This is a genomic window from Polyangiaceae bacterium (assembly GCA_020633205.1).
In the GTDB taxonomy this organism is placed as follows: Bacteria; Myxococcota_A; Polyangia; order Polyangiales; family Polyangiaceae; genus JAHBVY01.
This window is the reverse complement of the sequence record JACKEB010000014.1, coordinates 425,492-448,907: the sequence shown is the minus strand read 5'-3', so window position 1 is coordinate 448,907 and position 23,416 is coordinate 425,492. Positions and strand designations below refer to the sequence as shown.

Annotated in this window: 21 protein-coding genes; 11 read left to right on the top strand and 10 right to left on the bottom strand. The window is 63.6% G+C overall.

Translation table 11 applies throughout. The features are described 5' to 3' along the window. Positions 1-19 precede the first annotated feature (19 nt). The 4 genes from H6718_22020 (at position 20) to H6718_22005 (ending at position 2,216) form a co-directional block, all read left to right on the top strand. Positions 20-532: a hypothetical protein gene (locus H6718_22020; protein MCB9588100.1), complete on the top strand. Its 513-nt coding sequence runs from the start codon at positions 20-22 to the stop codon at positions 530-532. Then, a complete protein-coding gene (locus H6718_22015) occupies positions 529-1,206 on the top strand; it encodes a nucleotidyl transferase AbiEii/AbiGii toxin family protein (protein ID MCB9588099.1) in 678 nt (225 codons plus the stop codon). The genes H6718_22020 and H6718_22015 overlap by 4 nt, the downstream gene beginning before the upstream one ends. Positions 1,207-1,320: 114 nt before the next feature. Continuing rightward, on the top strand, positions 1,321-1,791 hold the full coding sequence (locus H6718_22010) for a hypothetical protein (GenBank protein ID MCB9588098.1): 471 nt from the start codon (positions 1,321-1,323) through the stop codon (positions 1,789-1,791). A gap of 71 nt (positions 1,792-1,862) precedes the next feature. Next, positions 1,863-2,216, top strand: coding sequence for a hypothetical protein (locus H6718_22005; GenBank protein MCB9588097.1), 354 nt, complete (start codon positions 1,863-1,865; stop codon positions 2,214-2,216). A 5-nt stretch (positions 2,217-2,221) separates the two neighbouring features. Here H6718_22005 and H6718_22000 read toward each other — a convergent pair whose 3' ends face one another. The 5 genes from H6718_22000 to ftsE form a co-directional block, all read right to left on the bottom strand. Further along, positions 2,222-2,635: an STAS/SEC14 domain-containing protein gene (locus H6718_22000; GenBank protein MCB9588096.1), complete on the bottom strand. Its 414-nt coding sequence runs from the start codon at positions 2,633-2,635 to the stop codon at positions 2,222-2,224. A 180-nt stretch (positions 2,636-2,815) separates the two neighbouring features. Continuing rightward, positions 2,816-3,211: an STAS/SEC14 domain-containing protein gene (locus H6718_21995; protein ID MCB9588095.1), complete on the bottom strand. Its 396-nt coding sequence runs from the start codon at positions 3,209-3,211 to the stop codon at positions 2,816-2,818. Between the two features lie 55 nt (positions 3,212-3,266). Further along, positions 3,267-4,334 (bottom strand): peptidoglycan DD-metalloendopeptidase family protein, encoded by a 1,068-nt coding sequence (locus tag H6718_21990; protein ID MCB9588094.1) that lies wholly within the window; start codon positions 4,332-4,334, stop codon positions 3,267-3,269. A 1-nt stretch (position 4,335) separates the two neighbouring features. Then, positions 4,336-5,202, bottom strand: a complete 867-nt coding sequence (locus tag H6718_21985) for an ABC transporter permease (protein ID MCB9588093.1) — start codon at positions 5,200-5,202, stop codon at positions 4,336-4,338. Between the two features lie 15 nt (positions 5,203-5,217). Next, on the bottom strand, positions 5,218-5,973 hold the full coding sequence (ftsE, locus tag H6718_21980) for a cell division ATP-binding protein FtsE (GenBank protein ID MCB9588092.1): 756 nt from the start codon (positions 5,971-5,973) through the stop codon (positions 5,218-5,220). Positions 5,974-6,127: 154 nt separating this feature from the next. Between ftsE and H6718_21975 the strand changes: the two genes are divergently transcribed. From H6718_21975 to H6718_21965, 3 genes are read left to right on the top strand one after another with little or no spacing between them, the layout of a single operon-like run. Further along, entirely contained in the window at positions 6,128-7,057 is a 930-nt protein-coding gene (locus H6718_21975) for a hypothetical protein (GenBank protein MCB9588091.1), read from the top strand. Continuing rightward, positions 7,054-8,340, top strand: coding sequence for a PilZ domain-containing protein (locus H6718_21970; protein ID MCB9588090.1), 1,287 nt, complete (start codon positions 7,054-7,056; stop codon positions 8,338-8,340). Before H6718_21975 ends, H6718_21970 begins: the two co-directional genes overlap by 4 nt. A gap of 51 nt (positions 8,341-8,391) precedes the next feature. Next, a complete protein-coding gene (locus tag H6718_21965; protein MCB9588089.1) occupies positions 8,392-11,370 on the top strand; it encodes a PD40 domain-containing protein in 2,979 nt (992 codons plus the stop codon). A 57-nt stretch (positions 11,371-11,427) separates the two neighbouring features. Here the strand turns inward: H6718_21965 and H6718_21960 are convergent, their stop codons facing one another. After that, positions 11,428-11,886 carry a hypothetical protein gene (locus tag H6718_21960; GenBank protein MCB9588088.1) on the bottom strand — a complete coding sequence of 153 codons (459 nt, stop codon included), beginning with the start codon at positions 11,884-11,886 and terminating at the stop codon, positions 11,428-11,430. A 392-nt stretch (positions 11,887-12,278) separates the two neighbouring features. Beyond that, complete coding sequence (locus tag H6718_21955) at positions 12,279-13,817, bottom strand: SBBP repeat-containing protein (protein MCB9588087.1); 1,539 nt, start codon at positions 13,815-13,817, stop codon at positions 12,279-12,281. A gap of 368 nt (positions 13,818-14,185) precedes the next feature. Here H6718_21955 and H6718_21950 point away from each other — a divergent pair, with 368 nt between their 5' ends. Next, positions 14,186-14,956: a VOC family protein gene (locus H6718_21950; GenBank protein MCB9588086.1), complete on the top strand. Its 771-nt coding sequence runs from the start codon at positions 14,186-14,188 to the stop codon at positions 14,954-14,956. 10 nt (positions 14,957-14,966) lie between these two features. Further along, positions 14,967-15,665: a hypothetical protein gene (locus H6718_21945; GenBank protein ID MCB9588085.1), complete on the top strand. Its 699-nt coding sequence runs from the start codon at positions 14,967-14,969 to the stop codon at positions 15,663-15,665. Positions 15,666-15,781: 116 nt separating this feature from the next. Here H6718_21945 and H6718_21940 read toward each other — a convergent pair whose 3' ends face one another. From H6718_21940 to H6718_21930, 3 genes are all read right to left on the bottom strand, one after another. After that, entirely contained in the window at positions 15,782-16,291 is a 510-nt protein-coding gene (locus H6718_21940) for a hypothetical protein (GenBank protein MCB9588084.1), read from the bottom strand. Positions 16,292-16,973: 682 nt separating this feature from the next. Next, positions 16,974-17,225, bottom strand: a complete 252-nt coding sequence (locus tag H6718_21935; GenBank protein ID MCB9588083.1) for a hypothetical protein — start codon at positions 17,223-17,225, stop codon at positions 16,974-16,976. A 310-nt stretch (positions 17,226-17,535) separates the two neighbouring features. Beyond that, positions 17,536-18,768 (bottom strand): penicillin-binding protein, encoded by a 1,233-nt coding sequence (locus tag H6718_21930; protein MCB9588082.1) that lies wholly within the window; start codon positions 18,766-18,768, stop codon positions 17,536-17,538. Between the two features lie 1,526 nt (positions 18,769-20,294). Here H6718_21930 and H6718_21925 point away from each other — a divergent pair. Both H6718_21925 and H6718_21920 read left to right on the top strand, forming a co-directional pair. After that, the gene (locus H6718_21925; GenBank protein MCB9588081.1) at positions 20,295-21,359 is read left to right on the top strand and encodes a PhoH family protein; all 1,065 of its coding nucleotides are present in this window, start codon (positions 20,295-20,297) and stop codon (positions 21,357-21,359) included. A gap of 87 nt (positions 21,360-21,446) precedes the next feature. Continuing rightward, the gene (locus H6718_21920; GenBank protein ID MCB9588080.1) at positions 21,447-23,399 is read left to right on the top strand and encodes a GAF domain-containing protein; all 1,953 of its coding nucleotides are present in this window, start codon (positions 21,447-21,449) and stop codon (positions 23,397-23,399) included. Positions 23,400-23,416: the final 17 nt, after the last annotated feature.

Here is a 23,416-nt window from a genome sequence, read left to right as displayed (position 1 = left end):
TCAGAATTCAAGGGCCTGAATGTCAGCGTTCGAGTTCAAGAATTCCCTAGCCCGCGCGGCGGAGCGCCTGGCGCGCGAACCAGATGGTGCCGCGCGCCCCCGCCGCGATCGCGGTGCCTCCCGCTTGCCTGAGGCAGTCGAACACAAGATCGCCGAACTGTTGCTGGTTCGCGAGAAGCCGTCACTCTCCGAAGTGCATCGGGAACTCTCCCGATTCTGCCAGCGGCGAGGAGTGACGGTACCTTCGCGCGCGACGCTCTACAACGCGGTCGAGCGCATCGAGCTGCCCCTGGTAAGTACCGCCAACCTACCGATGAGCGTGCGCGAGGCGCTCTACAACCTAGGCGAGGCACAAGCCGTTCCCGCAGCACAACTGGTGTTCTACGCACTCAACTATGGGGCGCCAGAAGCGCTGAGCTACGCAGCGGGCGCACCTTGGCTGTGGCTGCTCCGCGCTTCGCGTCTTACCGGCTGGAGGCCAAAGAGCTTCGCGCTCTTGCGCGCGGTGCTCAGCTACCGGGGGATCTCATGACCACTCGCCGTTCTCCCAGAGACGTCATCCCCAAGACCGTGGCCGACGCGCTACCACCTGGGCGCTACTGGTTCGTGATCGGCGAACAGGCGGTGCGTTGCTTCGCCCCGTACCGACCGAGCAACGATGTCGACTTCGGAGTTGTTACCGCAAGGAACCTCACACAGCTCCTGAACCACCTAAAAAAGCACGGCAAAGCGCAGGTCCTCGAACGAGACGAAGGTACCGTTCACTTACGCTTCAACGGAGTTGACGTATCGATCTTCGTGCTTCGAGATCTCGAGCCGTACGTCGCAGACAACGCTCTCGACGTCACCGGTGTGCTCGCGACGAAGACCCACGCCTTGCTCGATCGTGGACTCCGTCGCGACTTCTTCGATCTATACGTGATGCTTCAACTGCACTCCATGGGTCTGGCGGACTGCCTTAGAGCCCTGCGTGATGTATACCGCACGGAAGTGAATGACGGCTTGGTGCTGCGCGCGCTATGCTACTTCGAGGACGCGGAGCGAGGTCCTGTGTTGCCTGGCGAAGGAAAGGACGACTGGACTCATGTGAAGGAGTTCTTTCAGCGCGCCGTCGCCGCGCTGATCGTGCCTCCCATCAAGCCCCTGGCGATCCAAGCACGAGTCGTCGACTCGAGCCCCGCGAAGCCACGGAGAAAGCGCGGCTGATGGCGAATCTCGCGCGGCTGGAGATGAACCTGAGCCGTGAGCGGTAGGAACGAACACCGAGAAAGCGCAGAATCGACGTTCACCGCCTTGCGCGACCCATGATTCAGCCCCACCTTGCGCGGGTTGTTTATCCTGCGCTGGGCCCTCACCTTGGTCGCGCTGCTCGCTTCGGGAGCGGCGAGCGCCGCCGTGCCCGAGACACAGCCCGCGCGTCTGCAGGGTGGAAACGCTCAGAGCGGCGACCCCCAGAGCTCCTCGCCGAAGGGCAGCGTGAAGGGGAAGGGCGGCGTCAAGGGAACGCCGGCCTGTCGTCGCGCAGATGCCTCGTGTGATGGCATCGACGAAGACGAGCTGTTAGCGGATTCATCGGCAGCGGCCTCCAATGGCTTCAGCACAAGCGGCTGGCTCAGCCAGCTGCTGGTGAGCCAGCTGTGGACGCTCGAGCTTTTTGGGCTGACGCCCGAGCGACCCATCACCGCGGCGCCCCCAACGCCCTGCAGTCAGCGTCCGCTCGAGGTCGCTGTCCGGCCCACTCCGCGGGAAACGTCCCGCGCGTTGCAACCCCGCGCCCCACCGCTCGCGTAGCTCGACTGGTCCATTGAGTGTCCAGGGTGCGATTCATCGCGCCTCGATTGCCTACGTAGCTCCTCGCTTGTGTGAGGAGGGAGGTCTCCGGGCCCCCAATTGGTCGACGCCACACCCAGGCGAGCGACTTCAGCGAATACATCAGCGCGCGCTGCTTGCGCGCTACTGCCCAAGAAAGCGCCGCAGGTTGCGGCGCTCCCAGCTCACTTTCGTCGCCTTCGAGCGACTCCTTCGAGGTTCATATGTTTCCCGTTACTTTTGTCGCCGTCGCTATCTTGTTCCAGCTCTTCGTGACCTTCCGTGTGTTCCGCACGGATCTATACGAGTCGGAGCAGAAGCGCGGACAAGCGTTCCTGATTTGGCTGGTGCCGGTGATTGGCGCGGCCATCGCATTCTGGGTACTGCACGACGCAGAGCAGGTCTGAGCGTCTCAACCCGTCTCTTCGACTGGGCTCTGGATGACCCAGTCGAGGGCTTGCGCCTCGCTGTCGGCGATCAACATGTCGTGACGCCCAGCGAGGCGCAGCACCATGCGCACCAACGCGCCCGTACTCGGCCGCAGCCCAAACACCGCGGCGCGACTCACGTGGTGACGCACGCGTCCGAGGAACTTGGCGTATTCGAGGTGCACGCTGAGCGGCGCGCCCGAGAACTGACGCAGGTCAGTGACGACGCGCGCGGGAGCATGCTCGCGGATGAGCAGCGTGTACTGGAGCATGAAGTCCCCGACCTGCTGGGCCGTGGGGAACATCTTCCCTTCCAGACGCAGCACTTCCACGCCCCGCACGGTCGTCATGGTGACGCGAGCGACCGGGTGCTCCAACAGTACAACGCCTCTTTCCATCACCGATAAGCTTGCCACGGAAGTCCGAGCATCGAATCACCCGTTTGGGTGAGTCCTGAAGCGCTTGACGTCAACGCCTCCGAGCTCGGGCGAGGTGTCCTAATTTGATACGGACGCGCGCTTACTCGTGCGCCGCTCTCCAGTACTCGCTCCAGCGCATGCTCACTCGCCAGCGCCTGCTCACTCCTGGAGCACCCACTCGAGGGCTTCATCAGGGCCGCTCATGACGCGTAGGTCAGTGCGTCGGGAGACCCGGAGGATGACGCGAATGATGGCTTCCGCCCTTGGCTGCATCCCGAACATCGCGGCCCGCCGCACGTGCCTGCGAAAATGGCGGATGGCGTTGGCGTACTCCCAGCGCGCACTCAGCGGAGCATCCACGAACTGGCGTAAATCGCTAACGACTCGCGCGGGCGCGTAGCGCTGGAGGACCTGTACATAGCGCTCCGCAAAGTCCAACAGCTCTTCGCGATCCGGGTACGCGCGGTACTCCAGCCACAGCACGGACATCGCGCCGTAGGTGCGCTCGTGCACCAACGCCACTCGGTGGTCCAAGAGCAGCTTGGTCTCCCCCATCCAGCGAAAGTGTAGCTGCTTCAGGCGCGGGCGGGGAAGAGCGGGAGCCGGTAGGCTACTCCAGGCCGAACCACTCGCTCGGCTGCAAGGGGTCCGCGCCGTCACGCACCTCGAAGTAGAGCATCGAACCTCGGCCGTCGTCGCCCACCGTGCCCAGGCGATCCCCGGAACTCACGTCGTCTCCGACCTTGACGGCAAAGCTATCTAACCCCGCGGAAACGGTGTAGTAGCCTCCTCCGTGCTCCAGGATGACCGTGCGTCCGTAGTCCGGGTACTCATCGGCAAACGCCACTCGGCCCTTGTACACCGCACGTACCGGCGCGCCCTTTGGCGCTGTCATCTCGAGGCCAGGACCGCCACCCCCGCGACTCGCCTTGCGCACATTCGCGCGACCAGGCAGCGGGAACGGCAGACGACCCTTGAGGGCACCAAACGCCGCCGCCTCAGGGCTAGGTCCGGCGCCAGGTGAGCCGGGATCGGCTCCGTAGATCGCCGTGTTGTCCCAAGAGCCGACGCTGTTGGAGAAGGCGCGCTCGAAGGCGGTTGCGCGGTCTTGCTGCGCGAGGAGCGCTGCCCGCTGCTGGGAGGTGATGCGGGCTTGAGCTTCGAGGGGCCCCTTGCGAGCTCGCAGATCAGCCAGACGCTTGCTCAGCTTGGAGCGCTGCTTCGTGAGTGCCTTTTCGGCGCTCACATCACGCTCCAAAGCGCGGCGCAGCCGCTCGAGGCGGGACGCATGATTCACCAGCTCATCAAAGCCACCGCCGACGGGGAGCAAGCCAGCGCGGGACTTGCGCACGTAAGCGCGGCCGCGCGCGATGGTACGGCGCCGCGCGTTCTCCGCCTCCGCTGCGAGGTCATTCAGCGCCTTCTCGGTCGCCTTTTCCTCGCGGTTTAGTTGAGCGAGCAGCGCCTCGAAGTCCGGTTGCCCAGCTGGAGCTGCAGCCCGCTGACCCGGGTTTGCATAAGCATAGCCGGGGGGCGGTGGCGCGTAGCCTGCCGCAGGCGCCGCAGGCACATCAATGGGATCGCCCAGCGTGCCGACGGGATCCGGCGTTGAAGGCGCGGCCAAGGCCACGGCTCCAACCGACAAGAACAACAGGCTGAAGGCGATTCGAACTCTCACGTCACACGACCAGGAGCTTGCGCAGACTGCCCCATGCCGCCACCGCACCCAGCGCCGAGCCGAGCGACACCATGGCCAACATGAACGTCCACGGTAGGAACACGGGCTGCATACCCACGAGTGTCGTAAGCTCGCCGCTCAAGTTCTGTCTGACGATTCCGTAAAGAACCGCGAGTATGATCAGCGCCAGGAAGGCGCCTATCCCGCCTTGGGCGGCTCCTTCCACGACGAAGGGTCGGCGCACGTAACTGTCGGTCGCGCCCACCAGCTTCAAGACTTCCACTTCGATGCGGCGCCGCTGTAGCGCCAGGCGGATTGTCGAAGCCACGACGCTAACCACCGCTCCAAGCACCACGAAGGCCAAGACGAGGCTCGCGGTGACACCGCCGCTCAGCACCGAAGCCAGGCGGTGAGTCCAGTCTTGATAGGTCTCCACGCTCTCGACTTGAGGCAGCGCTTGCACACGGTTCGCCAGCGACTCGAGCTTGCCGCCTTCAGTGCCTTCATCGACCATCACCTCGAGAGAGGCGGGGAAGGCGGCGGACGGTAGATCCGAGAGCACCTTGTCGCCGCGGCCGATGACCTCGCGACGCGCCTCGTCGCTAGAGACGTAGCGCACATCCGTGACTCCAGGAGCGGCGCGCACGGCGTCTTCGATCGCGCGCACCTGGGACGGAGTCGTTTCCACCCGGAAGTAAACGCTGGCTCGCCCAGCGCGCGCCCAGCGGTCCCGCAGTCCGTCCACGTTGACCACGACGAGCAGCGCCGAAGCCAGCGTGACGAACGCCACCGCAACCGAGAAGATGCTGAGCAGGTGCAGCCGCCAGTCGTTCTTACCGCCCCGCCATGCTCGCTGTAGCGACGTCATAGTCCTCGCATCTCCTCAGGCCACGGATAGCTGAAAGTCGTCGTCCAAATCGCCTTCGAGCCCGTTCGGAGCGTCGATGGCTTTGCCGTCCTGCAGCACCACGACGCGCCGGGGACGAATGTCGAGCAACGAGCGGTCGTGGGTGGCAAACAGCACCGTCACGCCAGTCGAGTGGATGTCCTCGAACAGACCCAGGATGTCCACCGCCAGCTGCGGGTCCAGGTTGCCGGTCGGTTCATCCGCCAGGACCAGCGCCGGCTCACCGACGATCGCGCGCGCCACGGCAACGCGCTGCTGCTCTCCGCCGCTCAAGGTCGCCGCGAGGTCGCTCCCTCTCCCCCCCAAACCCACTCGCTCGAGCGCTTCGCCGATACGTGTGCGAATGAGGCGCTCCGGAAGGCCGAGCACCTCGAGGGGCATGGCGACGTTCTCGGAGACACTCCAGTTGTTGACCAACTTGAAGTCTTGGAAGACCACGCCGATGTTTCGACGTAGGAACGGAATCGACTCGGGTCGCAGCCTACCGACTTCGCGCCCCATGAACAGGATGCGGCCGGAGTCCACTGTCTCCGCCGCGTACAGCAGCCGGAGCAGCGTGCTCTTGCCGGCACCCGAGGGCCCGGTGAAGAAGACGAACTCACCGCGCTCGATGGCGAGGTTCATGCCGCGGAGCACTGGAGCGTCCGAGCGATAGGCTTTGTGTACGTTTTCGAAGCTTAGAATCGGTCGATTCGCCGCTTCGGGGTCGAAACGATTGCCCGCGCGAAGCATCTGTCCGAAGGCAGACCCAGAATCCATAGTGCTCGGGGTACCAAGCTCGGCGAAGCCCTAACAACTTTTGGGCTCTCTTTAGCTGGCCGGACCGTGACCTGCTGCCACGGGCGATTGTGGGATTCGTCAGCGTGATTGCGAGCTAAACAGGACCATGCGCATCGCCTTCTTCGGCTTGCCGCTCGCCGCTTGGTTGCTCCACCAGGATGGGCATGAGCTCGCGCCGCTGGTTCTGAGCCCGTTGCCAGCTCCTGGAAGACGGCGGATCAAGCAGCTCTTCGGTGCGCAGGTGATCGACGCACTGGAGACTCAGCGCGAGCAGCTGGCGCCCCGGATCGAAGAGGCGCTGCCCGGTGCGGACGTGCTGCTGAGCTGGTTCTGGACACGCCGCTTACCGAAGTCGTGGCTCGAAGCCTGCCCGCTGGGTGCGTTCGGCGTGCATCCGTCGCTGTTGCCGCGCCACCGTGGCCCCGACCCGTTCTTTTGGGCCATTGATTGCGGCGACGCTCGAACCGGCGTCACGCTGCATCACCTCGCAGCCGAATACGACACCGGCGATGTCGTTTGGCGCGAGGATCTTGGGGGGGAGGTGCTGCGAACAGGCAACGCATGGCGACTCGCCAAGGCGCTGGACAGACCGAGCTTGAAGTTGTTGCGGCGAGCCGCCAACACCCTGTCAAACGGCGACCCACTGCCGCGCACGGTGCAAGACGAAACACAGGCAACGTGGGCCCCAGCCCCAACTGACGACTTACTGAAGTGCCCGTGGAGAGAGACGACGGAGCGCGTTCTCAGGCGCATCCGCGCGCTCAGCCCTGAGCCTGGAGTCGCGTTGGAGCTGAATGGCGTGCGTTTCGATCTGCTGGTCGCGAGCGCCGATTCCACCGTGTCCTGCGCGCTGCTGCCTGGTGAAGCCCAGCTCAGTGACGCGGCGGTGCGCATCCGCACAGGGGATGGTGGCATCGTGCTCGAGCGTGCCCGCGACGAATCCGGGACTGAAGTCGACCGAGGTCAGCTCGCTGAACTCGTAAGCGCTCGAAGTCAGGTGATAGACTCGAGCCGAATCCTTGGAGGGAACGAATGAGCGACCCCGTTAGTGGAGCACGCAGCGCCCGGGAGAATCTGGCGCAGGGCTTGGCCGCACTTCAGGCACCTGGTGTTCCGCCCCACTTGATGAACGTAGCCGAACCCATCGCGAAAGCGATGAGCGCGCTGCATCAGATCGAAGCTTCGGGCGGCGCCGCCGCTCCCCAACATGCGCCCGTTGCGCTGGAGGCCGTGCGCGGTGCGCTCGCTCAGCTGCAAGGCGCTGATGGCGTGCACCCCGCAGTCACCCAGGCGATGGAAGCGGTTGCGAGTTCCCTGGGTCTCGTCCACTCGTTGAACCAAGCGCCACCACAGGCTGCATTCCAGGCGGCTCCCGCTGCGGCGGCTCCGGCTCCCCAAGGCCTTGGCAGCACCGTAGCGATCGATGGGCCAAGCACGCAGCCGTCTCAAGGAGTCGGCAGCACCGTGCCGATCGGTTCCAACACGCAAGCCACTGGCAGCACACTCGAGCTGCCCCCGATAGATGGTGCTCCCCCGGGGATCCCACGCCCAACGCCTCAAGCTGCGCCTCAGGCCTATGCGCAGCCTCAGGCCGCGCCACAACAGCAGGCCTACGCGCAGCCAGCACCACAGGCGCAGCCGCAGTACCAGCAGCCCGCGCCGCAGTATCAGCAGCCACCGCAACAGCAGGCGCCGCAGTATCAGCAGCCACCTCAACAGCAGGCGCCGCAGTATCAACAGCCACCGCAGCAAGCGCCGCAGTATCAGCAGCCACCGCAGCAAGCGCCGCAGTACCAGCAGCCGCCACAGCAAGCGCCGCAGTACCAGCAGCCGCCCCAGCAAGCGCCGCAGTATCAGCAGCCGCCGCAGCAGCAACAGCCACAAGCCGCGCCTGCTGCCTACGCGCAACCCCAGCAAGCGGCACCTCCCGCGCAGCCAGCGCCTCAGGCTCGTCCGCCCGCTGCGGGTCCACCGGCCTTCGGTGACGTGCTGCGCCTGGAAGCAGCGCTTGGCGCAAACAGTCAGACCAACTTCTACAAGGGTCTGAGCGGCAACGACGTGATCGACGACGGCGGGATCTTCATCGCCACCTATCAAATCCCGGACATGGGTCAGCCGCTGATGCTCAAGGTATCCATGCCCGGTGGTTACGAGTTCGAAGCCAAGGCCATCGTGCGCTGGACTCGTGAGGCGCCCAACTCAGGCGCCGACGCACCGCCCGGGTTTGGCGCGGCCTTCACCGAGATCACTCCAGAGGGCCGGCAGCTCGTGTATCGCTACGTCCGCAACCGTGAGCCGTTGTTCCACGACGACTTCTAACAGCAGACGCGACTCGCGTTGCATCAGGGGTTGGGTTAGGCCACGGGGCTAATGCGGGTCCTTTTGTCTCTTGCCTGCGCCGTCCTGGCGTTGTGCGTCGCGCTGCCGGCGCGTGCAGGGGATCCGTACCTGCGCTGGCGCACCATCGAGACACCGCACTTTCGCGTGCACTATCCCGTTGGGCTCGACGAAGTCGCTCAGCGCACCGCCAGCCTGGGTGAGTCGATTCACAGCCGCCTCAGCCCGCAGCTCGGTTGGCAGCCAAAAGAGGTCACGCACATCGTGCTGACCGACGACACGGACGCCTCCAACGGCTCCGCGTCGGTGCGGCCGTACAACACGATCCGTCTGTTCGTTTCCGCGCCGGACGATATGAGCGTGCTCGGCGACTACGACGATTGGATGCTCATGCTGCTCACCCATGAGCACACGCACATCCTGCATATCGACAACCGCTCGGGCGTTCCCGAGCTGCTGAACGGGATCTTCGGCAAGACCTACACGCCCAACCAGGTTCAGCCCCGCTGGATCCTCGAAGGCTTGGCAGTCGCGCTCGAGAGCCAGCACACCGGCGCAGGGCGGCGGCGGTCGAGCCTCTTCAACATGATGCTGCGCGCCGACGTGCTGGAGGACAACTTCGCCCGCATCGATCAAATCAGCAGCATCCCCAGGCGCTGGCCTGGAGGCAACCTCTGGTACCTGTACGGTGGCTACTTCATCGGCTGGATTCTCGACACCTACGGCACCGAGACCTATGCCACCGTGTCCGCCGACTACGGCGCAAACATTATTCCCTGGGGAATCAATCGTTCAATCAAGAAAGCCACCGGCAAGACCTACGTCGAGCTCTACAAGGGCTGGCACAGCCATCTGGAGCGCGAGTATCAGGCGGTCGTTGCCGAGGTGAAGCGCCGGGGCCGCCGGGAGGGCGTTCGGCTGACCCACCACGGTCGCACGGTGACCTACCCGCGCGAGGCCCCCAGATGTTTCCGCGAGGCATCTGATGCCCAAGGCACGGAGCTGATATACTTCGCAGACGACGGCGACCAACCCGGGGGCATCTATCGGCTGCGCCTCGACGCGAAGAACAAGCCCGTCGGTGAACCAAAGCTGGTCGCGCGCTCCGGCTCTCCGAACGGCATCAGCTTCGACGGCGACTGCGCGATGGTGTTCGACGACGCGGGGCGCTCCCGGCGAGACTACATCTACAACGACCTATTCGCGCAGCCCGCGGGCACCACGAGCCCACGCGGCCTCTCACCCTCGCGGCAACGCTGGACAGTCGGGCGGCGCGCCCGGGGCCCCGATGTCAGCCCCGATGGCCGCCGCGTCGTCTACGTGACGAACCACAAGGGCACCACCACGCTGCGCATCGCGGACGTCAAAGCCGGCTTCCCCACGGAACAAGACTCAAAGCTCGAAAACCAGCGCGCCCTGGTGAGAAACCGCAAGTACGAGCAAGCCTTCACCCCGCGCTTTTCTCCCGACGGCAAACGCGTGGCGTACAGCGTCTGGACCAAGGGCGGCTACCGTGACATCGCCATCGTCGACCTCGACACGCGGCGGGTGACGCGGCTGATGCGCGATCGCGCGCAAGATCAGCAGCCGGTGTGGTCCGCCGATGGAAAGCGGCTGTTCTTCGTCTCCGACCGCACCGGGGTGGCGAACGTTTACGCCTACGAAGTCGCGAGCAAGCGCCTGAGGATGGTCACCAACGTGGTGATGGGCGCCTACATGCCGCAGCCATCGGCCGACGGGAAATCACTGTATTACGTCGGCTACACCCATGAAGGGTTCGACCTCTTCGTGATGCGACTCGACGAATCGCGTTTCCTCGAGGCACCTGCCTACGTAGACGGCCGACCGGATCCGCCGCCTGAGCCGCTGCGTAGTCGCTACCCAGTCACGAACTACCAGCCACTCGACTCGATCGGCCCTCGATCTTACCTGGCAGAGTACGGCCCGGGCAGCTTCGGCCAATCGCTCACCGTCAGCACCTCGGGAAGCGACGCGGTAGGGCTGCATGCCTTCAACCTGTTCATCACGGTGGACACCGAACAGGGTGAGCCTTCCGTATCTGCAGCCTACGCCTATCGCGGCCTGGAGCCGACTTTGAGCGTCTCAGCGTATCGTCGCGCAGTGCCCCGGGGAGGATTTCGGTACGGGGGTGAGGACATCACCGTCACCGAACACATCACCGGCCTCACCTCAGGCCTGACCTACTCGCTGAACGACGTCTATCAGGCACAGAGCATCTCGTTGAACTACACCGCGGCGACCTTCGAACAGGACCTACGAGCCGACTTCGAAGGCGACCCGTTTGGTCCCGTGAATCGCAAGCCGTACAGCGGCTTCCTTGGCCTCGTGCGCCTCGGCTTCTCGTACTCGAACGCGGACAGCACTGCGAACGCGATCAGCACCGAGCGAGGTTGGGGGCTGTCAGCTGCGCTTGACGTCGGCTCACCAGAGACAGGCAGCGAGAGCACACTAACCGCGGTCACCTGGCGTGGCGTGGGCTACGTCCCGGTCCCGGTGCTGCCGCATCACGTGTTGGCAGTGTCAGCCAGCGGTGGCACCTCCGACGGTACCTACCCGCGACGCGGCCTGTTCTCAACCGGCGGGTACACCGACACCGGGCCACTTGACGCCTACACGAGCGGCATCTTGCAATCGACGTTCTTGCTCCGCGGATACGAACCAGGCGCATTCAGAGGTCGCCAGTTTCACCTGTTGAAGGCGGAGTATCGTTTCCCCATCGCCTACCCAGAGTTCGGCATCAGCACGCTGCCGGGCTTCCTGCGCACCCTGAGCGGCGCGCTCTTCGCTGATTATGGTGGTGCATTCGACACCATCAACGTCGACGAACCCTTCGATGAGATGCACCTCGGCGTCGGTGGAGAGCTGTGGATCGATCTGGTCCTCGGCTACTACGTGCGCGCCAACCTCAAGCTGGGCTACGCGAACGGTCTCGACGACGAGAACAAGATTGAAGGCGGGCAGTTCTATTTCGTCGCCCAGAGCCCGTTCTAGTCCTGTCTCCATGGTTCACTGCAAACTACTGAGGCGGCGACGCTATGTTGATTCGCCTCACGAGATCTTCGCTCCTGAGCCACGGGCGCGTAGCGTCACGTCGGGTTCGGCGGCTGTAGCCGACACCTTGGGCCGCGTCCCAGAAGCACCACGCAACGCTCGCTTCGCCGCGAGCGAAGCTGCGACCGGCGCAAGGCGACGCACGTGGTGGTGGACGAGCTCGCAGAGCGCGGCACCGCTCGCGGCGCCGACGCTCACGGACAAGTCTGTTCGCAGCAAGCTGCCGGTGGGGTCGCTGTCTAGCCACATCGACGACCCAGCAAAGTCGACCATCGCACGCTGAAGCGTTGGTCCCACATCGAAGGTCACCTCAACAACGCCAACACGGATCAGGCTGAGCTGTAGCGAGACGCCTCCCTCGGTGAAGCAGATCACATCGCTCGGGTGATCACCGAACAGGCGGTGAAGCGCCGAACACATCAGGGCAAGGTCGGTTTGGCAATCTTCTGAGATCATTCCGCACTCTCCACCCCCATCTGTTTTCGTTCATGCGCAAGTCACCGATGGCGACGCGCATCGGAGACCATAAGAACTAGCACGACATGTGCCGAGGCGAACCGGGTGAAAGATGGTCACTTCGCCACATCGACAACCCCGCCACGGTGTCCGTCGCCCTCACCGTTACGTGCGCGCGGAGCAGCGTCGAGACTCGGAATCGACCCCTTGCATCATATCCGCGTGGCTAAAGACTGGCACCGGATGCCGCCAACGCGCCCTCCGATACATTTCGTCTCAAGTTCCTGTCTAAACTCGCTCCTACTCGGCAGCCTTGCCTCGCGGTATCGCTTCTAACTCGAATGTGGGCTGATGAAGGCGCGCTGGGGTCGCGCCCCCACGGCCGTCAGTGCTTACGGCGCGAGCTTTGTGACGAACGCCTCGTTGTTTCCATTCGTTTGGTCGTGCCCGACCGTCAAGAGGTTGCCCTGCAGGTCGAGCCAGACGCCGTTCGTGTATTCCTCAGCTGCAGTGGCATACGTGTCCATCGACCAAAGCGGCTTCCCTGTCGCATCAAGTAACCGCGCGAACGCTTCCAGGTTGCCGCTAGACCCGATCCGCGTGCCACCGATCGCGAGTCTGCTTTGCGGGCCGATCGCCGCGGTCAGCACCTGGTTGAAGGCCGCTCCACCGACCTGGTGGGTCCACCTCAAGTTCCCGTCCTTGTCGTAGGCCGCGACGAAGCCGTCGGCTCCGGAGTGCTGACAGACATCGGACACCCAACCACCAACGTACGCGTTGCCCGCGAGGTCGACACTCAGTGACCAGGCAGCATCATCCCCGGTACCACCCCACTGCCGGGTCCAGACCACCGCTCCGGTGACCGCGTCGAGCTTGCGCAAGAAGCCATCCCAGCCGCCAGCGTTGGGCCCTCCCAGATCGCCGGTGGTGTACCCCGCGACATACACAGCACCAAGCTGGTCGGTGCCAACACCCATGCCCTGCTCGATCCCTGGGGTGCCGAACTGCACCGTCCAGGCCTCTGAGCCGTTCGAGAATAATTTCCGCACGTAAACATCCGCATCACCAGCGGAGGTTCCGGCCAGGTCTCCGAGAGTGCGCCCCGTCATGACGACGTTGTCCAAAATGTCCGTCGCCACCGCGTGCACGTACTCGTCCTTGTCAGTGCCGAACTGATGCGTCCACACCAACTCTGGACCCGTAGTGCCATCTTTGAACTTGCGTAGGAACCCGTCGAAGGCGCCTTGATTCGCGCCTTCCAGACCGCCGGATGTCGTCCCCCCAACGATGATGTTGGACTGGATGTCCATCCGCACCGTGCTGGCGTAGTCCGAGGCGAAGGTACCAAACTGCTCGGTCCACAAGACGTTCCCAGAGGAGTCGCGCTTCTGGACGAACGCATCGTCACCCGGTGGATCGGCGGTTCCGAGGGCGCCCGACGTGTAGCCCACGATAAAGACATCATCGGAAACATTGGTCGTGACGTCCGCAGCGCGGTCATTCACTGACGTACCAAAGGTGTGCGTCCACAAGCTGCTCGTCGTGCCGACGCTGACTACTTCGCAGCCGCCGTCCACCGCACCCCCGACGCCTCCAACCCCCCCGACGTTCGCGTCGGTTCCCGCGTCAGCCACACCACCGCTGCCGCTGCTGCCTGCACTGCCGCTGCTGCCTGCACTGCCGCTGCTGCCTGCACTGCCGCTGCTGCCTGCACTGCCGCTCGACCCGGAGCTTCCCCCGGCACCGCTTCCACCGCTCGACCCTCCGCCAACACTTGCGGCCCCTGAGCTTCCGCCGGCGCCGCCTCCGCCGGTTGCCCCGCTGCTCCCGTTGGAGCCGCCGTTGTTGCCTTGGCGATCATTCGTCCCGTCATCGGAACCACACGCAGCAATCCACAAGAGTCCCAATCCCAGCCCCAAGGTCCATCGCATAACCGCACGGTAGCAGATGCGACCCGCCGCGCGTAGCGATCCCACGAGGGTTTCACTCAGACAGCTCAAGCGTGGAAGCACGTGGAAACGCAACGCCACGGACACCAGCTTTCTATTCCGCGCGGATTGAATTGCGCGAAGAACGGCAAGCGCTTCCAGTCCCGCCAGCCGACGAGGCCTGCGTTTCGAGTCCGCCGCCGAAGTCAGGGGCGACGGGGCTAGCGCGCTGACACCCGCAGAATCTCCTGGTGTGGCCGACCGACTAGCCCTCGCGACGCGATCGGGATACGCCAGGACCGGCTCTTGCGTTGGGTGGAACGAACACTTCAGACACCTCAGGCAAGGGCCGCGGCACCGAGGAGGGAAAGATGACTGCAAAGTTCGTTTGGTACGATCTCAACACCAAGGACGTCGAGAAGGCGAAAGACTTCTACACGAAGCTATTTGGCTGGAACATTGTCTCATGGAAACCCGATGGTGCGCCGTCGGACATGCCCGAGTACCAGATGCTCTGCATCGGTGAGCAGGCCTTTGGCGGAATGAATGCCCTCCCTCAAGAGGTCCCAGCGCCTGCGCATTGGATGGGACACGTCACCGTGGACGACGTCGACGCTGCCATGGAACGCGCAAAGAAGCTCGGCGCGCAGTTCCCGATGGGCGCCATGGACATCCCCACCGTGGGTCGCATGGCAGCGATGATGGACACCGAGAACTGCACCGTCTCGTTGTTCAAGCCCCAGGGCGATGTGCCTGAAGTGCCAGCCATGAGCACACCAGGCATGGTCGGTTGGAACGAACTCTTGGTCACCGATACGGCGAAGGCGCAGACGTTCTACTCCGAGGTCGTTGGCTGGAAGTGGCGCAAGGGACCGATGACGGAGATGGAGTACTTCCTGTTCGGCACAGGGGAAGAGGGCGGTGACAACGGCGGCATGATGAAGCGCCCCGACGGGATGCCTGTTTCCTCCTGGTTCCTCTATTTCACGACCGCAGACATCGAGAAGAGCGTCGCCACCATCAAGGAGCTCGGCGGTGCGGTGTTCCAAGGTCCCTTTGAGGTACCAACGGTAGGCAAGCTCGCCGTGTGTATGTCCACCGATGGTTCGATGTTTGGGCTCGCTGAGTGGGCCATGAGCTGAAGGAGAAGTGATGAAATCAAAGTTCGTAACGATTGGTCTGCTGGCGATCTCGCTCGCGGCTTGCTCCAAGGAAGAGGCGCCAGCGGCCGGAGGGAGCGCTTCCGCCGTCCCCGCTGCCGCGTCGGCAGCGGCGCCAAGTGCCGCACCCAAAGTCGAAGAGGCGCCAACCGGTCCCGTTACCTACAAGTGGGCTGAGGCTCCCGCCCCGGGAGATATCCCCGACGAGGCGCTGAATGGTGACGCCAACGGGCGCCGCTGGGAGGCCCAGAGCGTGGTGATCGAGCCAGGCTACAAGCAAGGATGGGAGATCAGCTTCTACGAAAAGAAGCTCGAAAACCCGACGAGCTTCGTGTCCGGCTCGCAGTTCATCAAGGTGAATCTCCCCGAGGAACCAAAGAAGGGTGCCAAGCTCAAGAAGGAGATGAAGTACGGGGATGGCTTCTTCCAAATCAAGAACCCCGACCGCGATGGCCTCACCAGCTGGAACGCAACCAACGCGTACTACATCGAATTCACGGAGTGGGACGCGAAGCCCTACGACGAGAAGGGTTCGATGACCCAGGTGGCAGGCACGGCTTCAGGCAAGGTGTACGTGGCCTACAAGGGCGCCGGCAGCTTCAAGAACTCGGGGCTGTGGGGCACCTTCAAGGACGCCGTCGTGCGCTACCGCGGCAAGCCGCACTGGCTGAAGGACAAGGAAAAGAAGTAGCGGTCAGCCCCGGCTGACGCACAAATCGAATCTGGCCGCCGGAGCGATGCTTCGGCGGCCAGTGTCGTTTCGATGCAAAGACTCGTCGCCTAGTATTACCGCAGGGAACTGCGTCGCTAGCGAATCACCTTGGTCGGGAAGTGCACGTCCCCGTGAGGCTTGGTGTCGACGTCCTCCACTGGCTCACCGAACAAGCCAAAGTCTCCCGCGATGCGCTTCTCGCGCACCAAGCGCCACGCGCCTTCCCGATCCTGCCACTGCTGGCCGACACGAGTCGTGCGTAGCTGCCCCTCATCCATGCGAGTCCACGCCACGTCGACCTGCACAACCGCGTTGCTGTCGTCTTTCAGGCTGAGCCCGCTGAGCTCGACATCAACCACGCGGATGTCGCTACCCCACTGCAAGCGGCGCTTCAGAAAGTGATCGCGCGCCCCAGTCGCTGCGTGCTCCGCTGCCAAGTCCATGCGACCAAAGCGCGTCGCGAGGTTCATCTCGCGTGCTGCTTCGGTTAGACGGGCCGTACGCGAAGGCGGCTGCATGCAGGCTGCCTGCGCGCTGAGCGCGCCCAGGAGCATCAGGCCGGCGAAGGACTTCAGGCCCACGCTGCAAAGAGACTGGAGGTTCACGCTCGTCCGGTATCAGGACGGCGCACCCCGGGCCAACAAACCGGAGTGCAGGCTAAGGGAGTCGGGAGCACGAGACGCGCAAGACGCGTCGAAGCCGCCAAGGGCATCAGCCGATGGCGGCGAACTCCGTTTCGACTAGCTCGCGGAAGCTCAGCCCTTGCGAGCTGCGCGGGTCTCCTCCGCGCGGCGCTTCAGGCGCTCCTTCTTCTTACGCTGCGCCTTCTTGCGACACATCTTCTGCGACTTGCGGCTGTCGAACTTACCCATCGTTATTCTCTCGAACTGCTGCGCGCTCGAAGCGCGAAAGGACTGACGCCAGGGCGCCATGACTAGTCCCGCGGGGGATCCGCGGGGAGGGGTTGCTACCGCAAAATGCGCGAGCCCGCCAGTGTCTGGTGCAGGTTGGTTGTCGGGTTTTGCAGTGGGACTGAACAGATGCTCCCGGCGTGGCCTGCAACGCCCTCGAGAAACGCGAGCTTTTGGCGCGGGCAAACCAGACTGAGCGACCTCGGTCAGCGCGGCTGCCCGCTAGCGCGCCTCCCCCCCAAAAAACAGGCAAATCCGGAAGCCGCAACACTCGTCGCTGACCAGTACCTCACGGAAACGGCTGGCGCATCTGCCCAGGCCACAAAACACGAAAGCCGCCTGAAGGCGGCTTTGAGTGCGTCGAAGAGGGAGGCTATCAGCCGCTCGAGGCGTCTTCCAACGCGGACTCTGGATCCCGTACTTCCAGGCGATAACGGCTGTTCACCGTCTCGATGTAGAAGACATCCTTGGGAGCCAACCGGAGCACTCGCTTGACGGGAGTGGTCACGTACTCGTGCATCCCATCGGAGAACTCGATCACCACCACAGACCCCTTGCGCGGTGCTCGTACCAGGCGGCCAGTTACGGCGCGCGAGCCACGACCGAGCTTTCTCAAGACGACCTGCACGGTACCTACTCTAGCAACCCCAACAGCTGAGTCCACTCCATCCTCACGTGCGCTTGATGTTGATCGCTGAGCTGAGATCGACGCGACCGTGAGGCGGATCCGGGTCGAAACGTTCGCCTGTTTCGCACTGCGTTTTCGCAATGTCCCGGAGGCCGTGTAGGCGTCCTTCGCAGCCCTGCTCCCACCCTCGGCGGAGCGCCCTACAGTGGGGGCCATGAATGTAGGTCCCCGAGCACCCGCCTGAGGCGGAGAGGCTATTCACCACGAACGGCCAAGCGCGGCGCGGCTTGAGAGCGAGTCGATGGGAGGACTACTTTTTTCCGCGCTGCTCGAAGTACGCCCGCAACACTTCACGCGCCAACATCGGGCCTTTGATGCGCCAAATCGGCGTATTTACGACCAACACGCTAACAGCGACCTCGGGCTTTTCCGCGGGAGCGAATCCCACGAACCACGTGTAGTGCCGGTTTGCCTTGTGGGCGGTGAGCGTGCCGGTCTTGCCCGCAACGTGGATGTTGGGGATGAAGGCGTGGCCGCGCTTGTCGTGGAACTGCTTGTAGGCAGACCCGTTGTGGACGGTCTGCAACATCATGCGCGTCAACTCCTTCGCAGTCTCCGGCTTGATGGTGCGGCGCATCACCTCGGGCTTGCCGTCCCACTCCCACTCTACTTCGCGATCCTTGGTGATGGAGCGCACGATACGCGGGCGCACGGCGACGCCAGCGTTCGCGACGGTCTGCGCAATCGAAACGCCTTGGAGCGGCGACATCTTGCTGTGCCAGAACCCAGCTGAAGTTCGCGCGAACTCAAGAGGTTCGGCGGGTATGTCAACGGTTGGTTTCTGAGTCGGGACGTCGAAGGGGATGGGTGCGTTGAATCCGTAGGAGCCAGCCATCGCCTCGAGCTCCTCGGGGGTGAGGTGCTTTTGCGCGAGACGCGCGAACACCACGTTGAGCGAGCGTCCCATGGCTGCCGCCAAGGTTGCGCACCACTTATCGCGCGCTGGATCCTCCTCCAGCTCGTCGGCAGAGATTCGGCTGCGACCGCCGTGGTAGCACTGCTCGGTCTTCGCAGTCAGGTGCGCGTTTTCAACCAGCGCGGAGGCAGTGATGACCTTGAACACACTGGCAACGGGTGCCTCGACTTGCACGTTGAGGTCGAGCTTCGGCCCCTCGTTGACGTAGCTCGCGTAGACCAGGAGCTCGCCACTCTTCACATCCATCAGCACGGCCCCCGCCTCGGGTACGCGGTACTTCTTCATCACTGACAACGCCGCACGCTGCAGCGCTGGATCCAGGGTGAGTTCAGCCGTGCGACCGTCTGGTAGCGGCGACGTGACGCGCCGGGGCTGGAGTCGCAGCCGCAGCAAGTCGAGACCTTTGAGGTTCGGGCCCTTGGCGTCCCCACGGCTGCTGCTGCCGCTGGAGCTAGTCGCCTTGCTGAGCGCGTCTTCGAGCTTGATGTTGCCGCGGACGACAGGAACCAGCGCCAGGATGATCCCGGTTGCGGTGCCCACGCCGATCCACTTGCTCCACGCTGCCATGCCCCACGCCTAGCGAGGCAGCGCTCAACCGGCCAAGAAACCCGCAGCGGCCGGGGTGCTGACAAAAAGAACGAGAGGGGGCCGTGGGACCACAACACTCTTTCCCCGAGGTTTCCCTCGAAGCCCTCGCCGGACGTACCGACGACTGGCTCATGTCGCATCTAGCGATGCGAAATAGGTGAGGTGCGCCACCAAACGGTGGCGCACCTCTTGTTGCGCAGGATCGTCTTCAATCGGAAGGGGACTCTCATAACCCCTCACTCGAGGCCCCTCTCCTGTAGATGACTTGCATCAGCTACAGGCACAACGTCAGACGATCGGCTGTCCCCCGAATTCCCCTCTCAGCTCTAAGACTAGCATCTCGATGGTGGCGCTTGTCAACGCTACCCAAGTTAGCCGATCACATTTTTGTATCAGGTCCACACCGCTCGTGTGTGCTCACCTCAGGTGTGCGCTCGGAACGCGCCAACTTAGTTCCGCGCGGGAGCGGGAGTACACAGCTAGAGTGCAGCTAGATCGCAGCCACATAGAGGAAATGACTAGCGACAAATAGCGTTGGAGCTGGCACTCGGTACCGCGCGCGACGCTGGGTAGCGGGCGTTAGCGGGCAGTTCTGGTGGAAGCGCCGTGCTGCTCGAAGCGCTCGCTGGTGGAAGCGCTGTGCTGGTGGAAGCGCTGTGCTGGTGGAAGCGCTGTGCTGGTCGAAGCGCTGTGCTGATGGAAGCGCGTTAGTGGTTCATCGCTCCTAGTTCTCTTACCCCGGGTGACTTTCTTCCCGGAAAGATCGCGAAACTCGGTCTGCGCTCCGCCACGCACCTCGAGGAAGCAGACTCATCGATTCTGTTCGGTTGCGATCGCCCTCGTGAGGTACGCAGTTTTTATTCGGCCGCGCGGCACGGGTGTCGTGCAGCTGCGTTTTCGAAGCAGGACCGCTCGGCGGCCCCCGTTGTCGAAAGGAAATCGTCGGAGGACGAGCGCAGCCGTGATCTCTTGAGTGATCGGCGTGCGTTTGCGAGGGATCCCGATACCTGCCGCTCGTGGAGTCCGATGGTTGGCATGAGACTCGCTTGACGCACCCGATTCACGTGAGCGCTCGGGTCGGGGCTGCTTGGTCGCGCCACAGAGGAACCGGGCAAATGCGCGAGCTTTCCTAGTTTGGCGAGCCTCCGCGGGGGACATTTACCGCTCAGATCATGCGCGGGGGCAGACGTGGGCCGCGTCGGCATTATGCGTCGCTAGCGGCTCAGGATATCCTCGTCGAGCCCAGGGGCGCCTCTTGGTCTCTTGGCGCGCACTGGCCATACCCCGCCGATCTCAAACCTCAGCAGAGCCTCGAAAAGTTGCCACCAGCTCCACCGAACGAACATCCGGCCTCTGAGACCGATCCTTCTCAAACTTCTGAGGGCACCACCCACGAGTCCACCTCGAGCGCTGCTGCCTCTCCGATTCACCCTGCCCCGGCTTCATCCGAACCATCCATGGAAACGACTTCAATCACCGATTCGCAGACAAACCAACAGACGGACATGGCCGAGCAAGCTGCGCCGGAGCGCAGCGTCACGGAAGGACTCGAGGTCGACGACCTTCAGGTGTTGCACGGGCTCACGGGCCCAGGCTCTGCCTTGCTACGCGACGTCGCCAAACACAGCGGCGCGGATGTCGGCTTGCGCGGAAACGTCATCTTGATCTCCGGCCCGGAGAGTCGTGTGCTCGCGGCGCATCGCTTCCTCACGGAAGCGGTTGAGCTAGTCAAGAACGGCGTCGAGCTGGGCCCAGGTGACGTAGCACGCTCACTCCGCGCTCTGCACGACCACCCGGAAGGGTCACTGGTGGACCTCTTGGACGCGACGATCAAGGTCGCGCCAAAGCGTAGACCGGTGGTGCCCAAGACGCCGGCACAACGTCACTACGTCTCAAGCATCCGCGAACACGATCTGACGTTCGGCATTGGGCCTGCTGGCACGGGCAAGACCTACCTCGCCATGGCGATGGGCGTGAACGCGCTGATCAATCGCAGGGTGAAGCGCATCATCCTGACTCGTCCCGCCGTCGAAGCCGGAGAGAAGCTTGGCTTCCTTCCAGGTGACCTCGCGGAAAAGGTCAATCCGTACCTGCGGCCGCTCTATGATGCACTGCACGACATGATGGAGTTCGAGAAGGTGGAGGCCTTGCGCGAACGAGGACAGATCGAGGTGGCTCCTCTCGCCTTCATGCGCGGTCGCACGCTGAACAACTCGTTCATCATCTTGGACGAAGCGCAGAACGCCACCAGCGAGCAGATGCGCATGTTCCTCACACGCCTCGGCTACTCGTCGAAGGCAGTCGTCACCGGTGACATCACCCAGACGGACCTCCCCTCCGGCGCCAAGAGCGGCTTGAGGGAAGCCTCCGAGCTGTTCAGCGATGTGGAGGGCATCGCGTTCTGCCGCTTCTCAGACGGCGACGTGGTGCGCCACCCACTGGTGCAGCGCATCGTCCTTGCCTACGAGGCTCTCGATCGCAAGCGCGAGGCGGAGAAGACACACAAGAGCGATCGCAGGCGTGGTTCACTGTCAGCGACCAAGGGCAGTGAGGAACCAGAGCACGAGTAGCAGGGGTTTGGGGTGAGGGGGACAGACGACGTTTCCGTAGGAAAACACGCTGAGCTGCGCCAGCTCAGCGCTCGGGCGGAGGGCGCCATGCAGCAAATGGATGGCGTCTTCCAGCGGCTGTCGCTGGATGGGCGGTTCTCCGCGCTGGCGTTGACTCGACCTCACCCTCTACTTTTGTGTGCCAAGCGCGACGGCGCGACCGTTCTCTTCGCTCATCACTCCGTATGGACCAACGGGCGCGATTTGGTGTCGCCCTGGATCGGGCCTTTGAGCGAGTTTGCCGCGCGCCTTGTGCTCCTGGGCGATAGCACCGCGCTCGCCTCCCTCGGAGACCAGGCCCTGGAGCAAGCGCTCAATCACGGGCTCGCGGCGCTCATGCCCATCACGGCGAGCGCTGCTGAGCTCCAGGTCTGTCTGCATCAGGCGTTCGAGATGATGCAGGCCAAGCAGCGCAGCGAGAGCCGCGGCAAGTGGCTGACTCGCTATCGTTACGAGCTGGGTGAGCTGATCGAAATCGCACGGGCTCTCACCACGGAGCGGGAGCTATCGAAGCTGCTCGGGCTGATCCTGGAGAAGAGCCGCTTCGTCACTGGAGCGGACGCGGGCTCCATCTACGTCGTCGAAGGGGACGCCCCGGAGCTGGAGCGGCGCACGCTGCGCTTCAAGTTGAGCCAGAACGACTCCATCGCGTTCGACTCCAGCGAGTTCTCGATGCCCATCAACACCCGCAGCATGGCGGGTTATGTCGCGCTGACGCGGCAGACCGTGAGCATCGAAGATGTCTACGATCTCCCTGCGGATTCACCCTTCGGTTTTGACCGCTCCTTCGATCAGAAGGTGGGCTACCGCACGCGCAGCATCCTCTCCACGCCACTAGCGACGAGTCAGGGCGAAGTGCTTGGTGTGCTCCAGCTGATCAACAAGAAGCGTCAACCAGAGCACAAGCTGCTGAGCCCCGAGGACTTCGAGCAACACGTCGTTGCCTTTGACGAACGCAGCGAGCAGCTACTGCAAACCCTCGCCGCGCAAGCTGGGATCGCCCTCGAGAACGCCATCTTGTACGAGGAGATCCGCTCGATCTTCGAAGGCTTCGTGAGAGCCAGCGTGGATGCGATTGAAGCTCGAGATCCGACGACTAGCGGTCACTCCCGCAGAGTCGCCGAGATGACCGTAGGCCTCGCACACGCAGTCGAGCGAACCGGCAGCGGCCCCTACAAGGAAGTGGGTTGGAAGGTCGGAGACATCCGCGAGATCGAGTACGCCGCCCTGCTACATGATTTCGGCAAGATCGGCGTCAGGGAACACGTGCTGGTCAAAGCCAAAAAGCTGTACCCTCACGAACTCGAACTCTTGCTCAGGCGCTTCGACTTCGTCCTGAAGAGCACAGAGGCCGAGCTCTTGCAGCGCAAGATAGAGCTGCTCGAGCGTGGCGCGTCGAAGGAAGAACTGTCCGCCCTCGATCAAGTGCTCGCGAATCGCCGCGCGGAACTAGCGGCGGCGAGGGAGGTGATTCTCCATGCCAACGAACCCACTGTGCTCGCTGAAGGCGACTTCGAGCGCATCGAGCAGCTCGCTCGTGAGACGTTTCGCGAGCTCAGCGGCGAAGCGGTGCCGCTGCTCAGCGCTGAAGAGGTGCGCTCCCTCAGCGTGCGCCGTGGCTCCCTCACCCCCGAAGAATTCGACGAAATTCGCTCTCACGTTTCCCACACCTACAGCTTCCTTTCGAAAATTCCGTGGGGCAAAACCTTCGCGCGGGTCGCACTGATAGCCGGATCGCATCACGAACGGCTGAACGGCACCGGCTATCCCAATCGCTTGCGGGGAGAGGAGATCCCACTGCAATCGAAGATGATGAGCATCAGCGACATCTTCGATGCACTCACCGCCAGTGACCGGCCCTACAAGCGAGCAGTCCCGGTAGAAAAGGCGCTTGATATCCTCGGTTTCGAGGTCAAAAACGGCCACATCGACGAGGAGCTGGTGCGCATCTTCACCGAGGCCCGTGTCTGGGATTCGATCATGAGCGGCGCGCTGTACTGACGTTCATTCCCTCCGGG

Excerpts from the sequence above, each read along its gene's own strand:
- H6718_22020 (MCB9588100.1), top strand. The coding sequence starts at position 20 with ATGTCAGCGTTCGAGTTCAAGAATTCCCTAGCCCGCGCGGCGGAGCGC.
- H6718_22015 (MCB9588099.1), top strand. The coding sequence starts at position 529 with ATGACCACTCGCCGTTCTCCCAGAGACGTCATCCCCAAGACCGTGGCC.
- H6718_22000 (MCB9588096.1), bottom strand. The coding sequence starts at position 2,635 with ATGGAAAGAGGCGTTGTACTGTTGGAGCACCCGGTCGCTCGCGTCACC.
- H6718_21995 (MCB9588095.1), bottom strand. The coding sequence starts at position 3,211 with ATGGGGGAGACCAAGCTGCTCTTGGACCACCGAGTGGCGTTGGTGCAC.
- H6718_21985 (MCB9588093.1), bottom strand. The coding sequence starts at position 5,202 with ATGACGTCGCTACAGCGAGCATGGCGGGGCGGTAAGAACGACTGGCGG.
- ftsE (MCB9588092.1), bottom strand. The coding sequence starts at position 5,973 with ATGCTTCGCGCGGGCAATCGTTTCGACCCCGAAGCGGCGAATCGACCG.
- H6718_21975 (MCB9588091.1), top strand. The coding sequence starts at position 6,128 with ATGCGCATCGCCTTCTTCGGCTTGCCGCTCGCCGCTTGGTTGCTCCAC.
- H6718_21970 (MCB9588090.1), top strand. The coding sequence starts at position 7,054 with ATGAGCGACCCCGTTAGTGGAGCACGCAGCGCCCGGGAGAATCTGGCG.
- H6718_21965 (MCB9588089.1), top strand. The coding sequence starts at position 8,392 with ATGCGGGTCCTTTTGTCTCTTGCCTGCGCCGTCCTGGCGTTGTGCGTC.
- H6718_21960 (MCB9588088.1), bottom strand. The coding sequence starts at position 11,886 with ATGATCTCAGAAGATTGCCAAACCGACCTTGCCCTGATGTGTTCGGCG.
- H6718_21955 (MCB9588087.1), bottom strand. The coding sequence starts at position 13,817 with ATGCGATGGACCTTGGGGCTGGGATTGGGACTCTTGTGGATTGCTGCG.
- H6718_21950 (MCB9588086.1), top strand. The coding sequence starts at position 14,186 with ATGACTGCAAAGTTCGTTTGGTACGATCTCAACACCAAGGACGTCGAG.
- H6718_21945 (MCB9588085.1), top strand. The coding sequence starts at position 14,967 with ATGAAATCAAAGTTCGTAACGATTGGTCTGCTGGCGATCTCGCTCGCG.
- H6718_21930 (MCB9588082.1), bottom strand. The coding sequence starts at position 18,768 with ATGGCAGCGTGGAGCAAGTGGATCGGCGTGGGCACCGCAACCGGGATC.
- H6718_21925 (MCB9588081.1), top strand. The coding sequence starts at position 20,295 with ATGGCCGAGCAAGCTGCGCCGGAGCGCAGCGTCACGGAAGGACTCGAG.
- H6718_21920 (MCB9588080.1), top strand. The coding sequence starts at position 21,447 with ATGCAGCAAATGGATGGCGTCTTCCAGCGGCTGTCGCTGGATGGGCGG.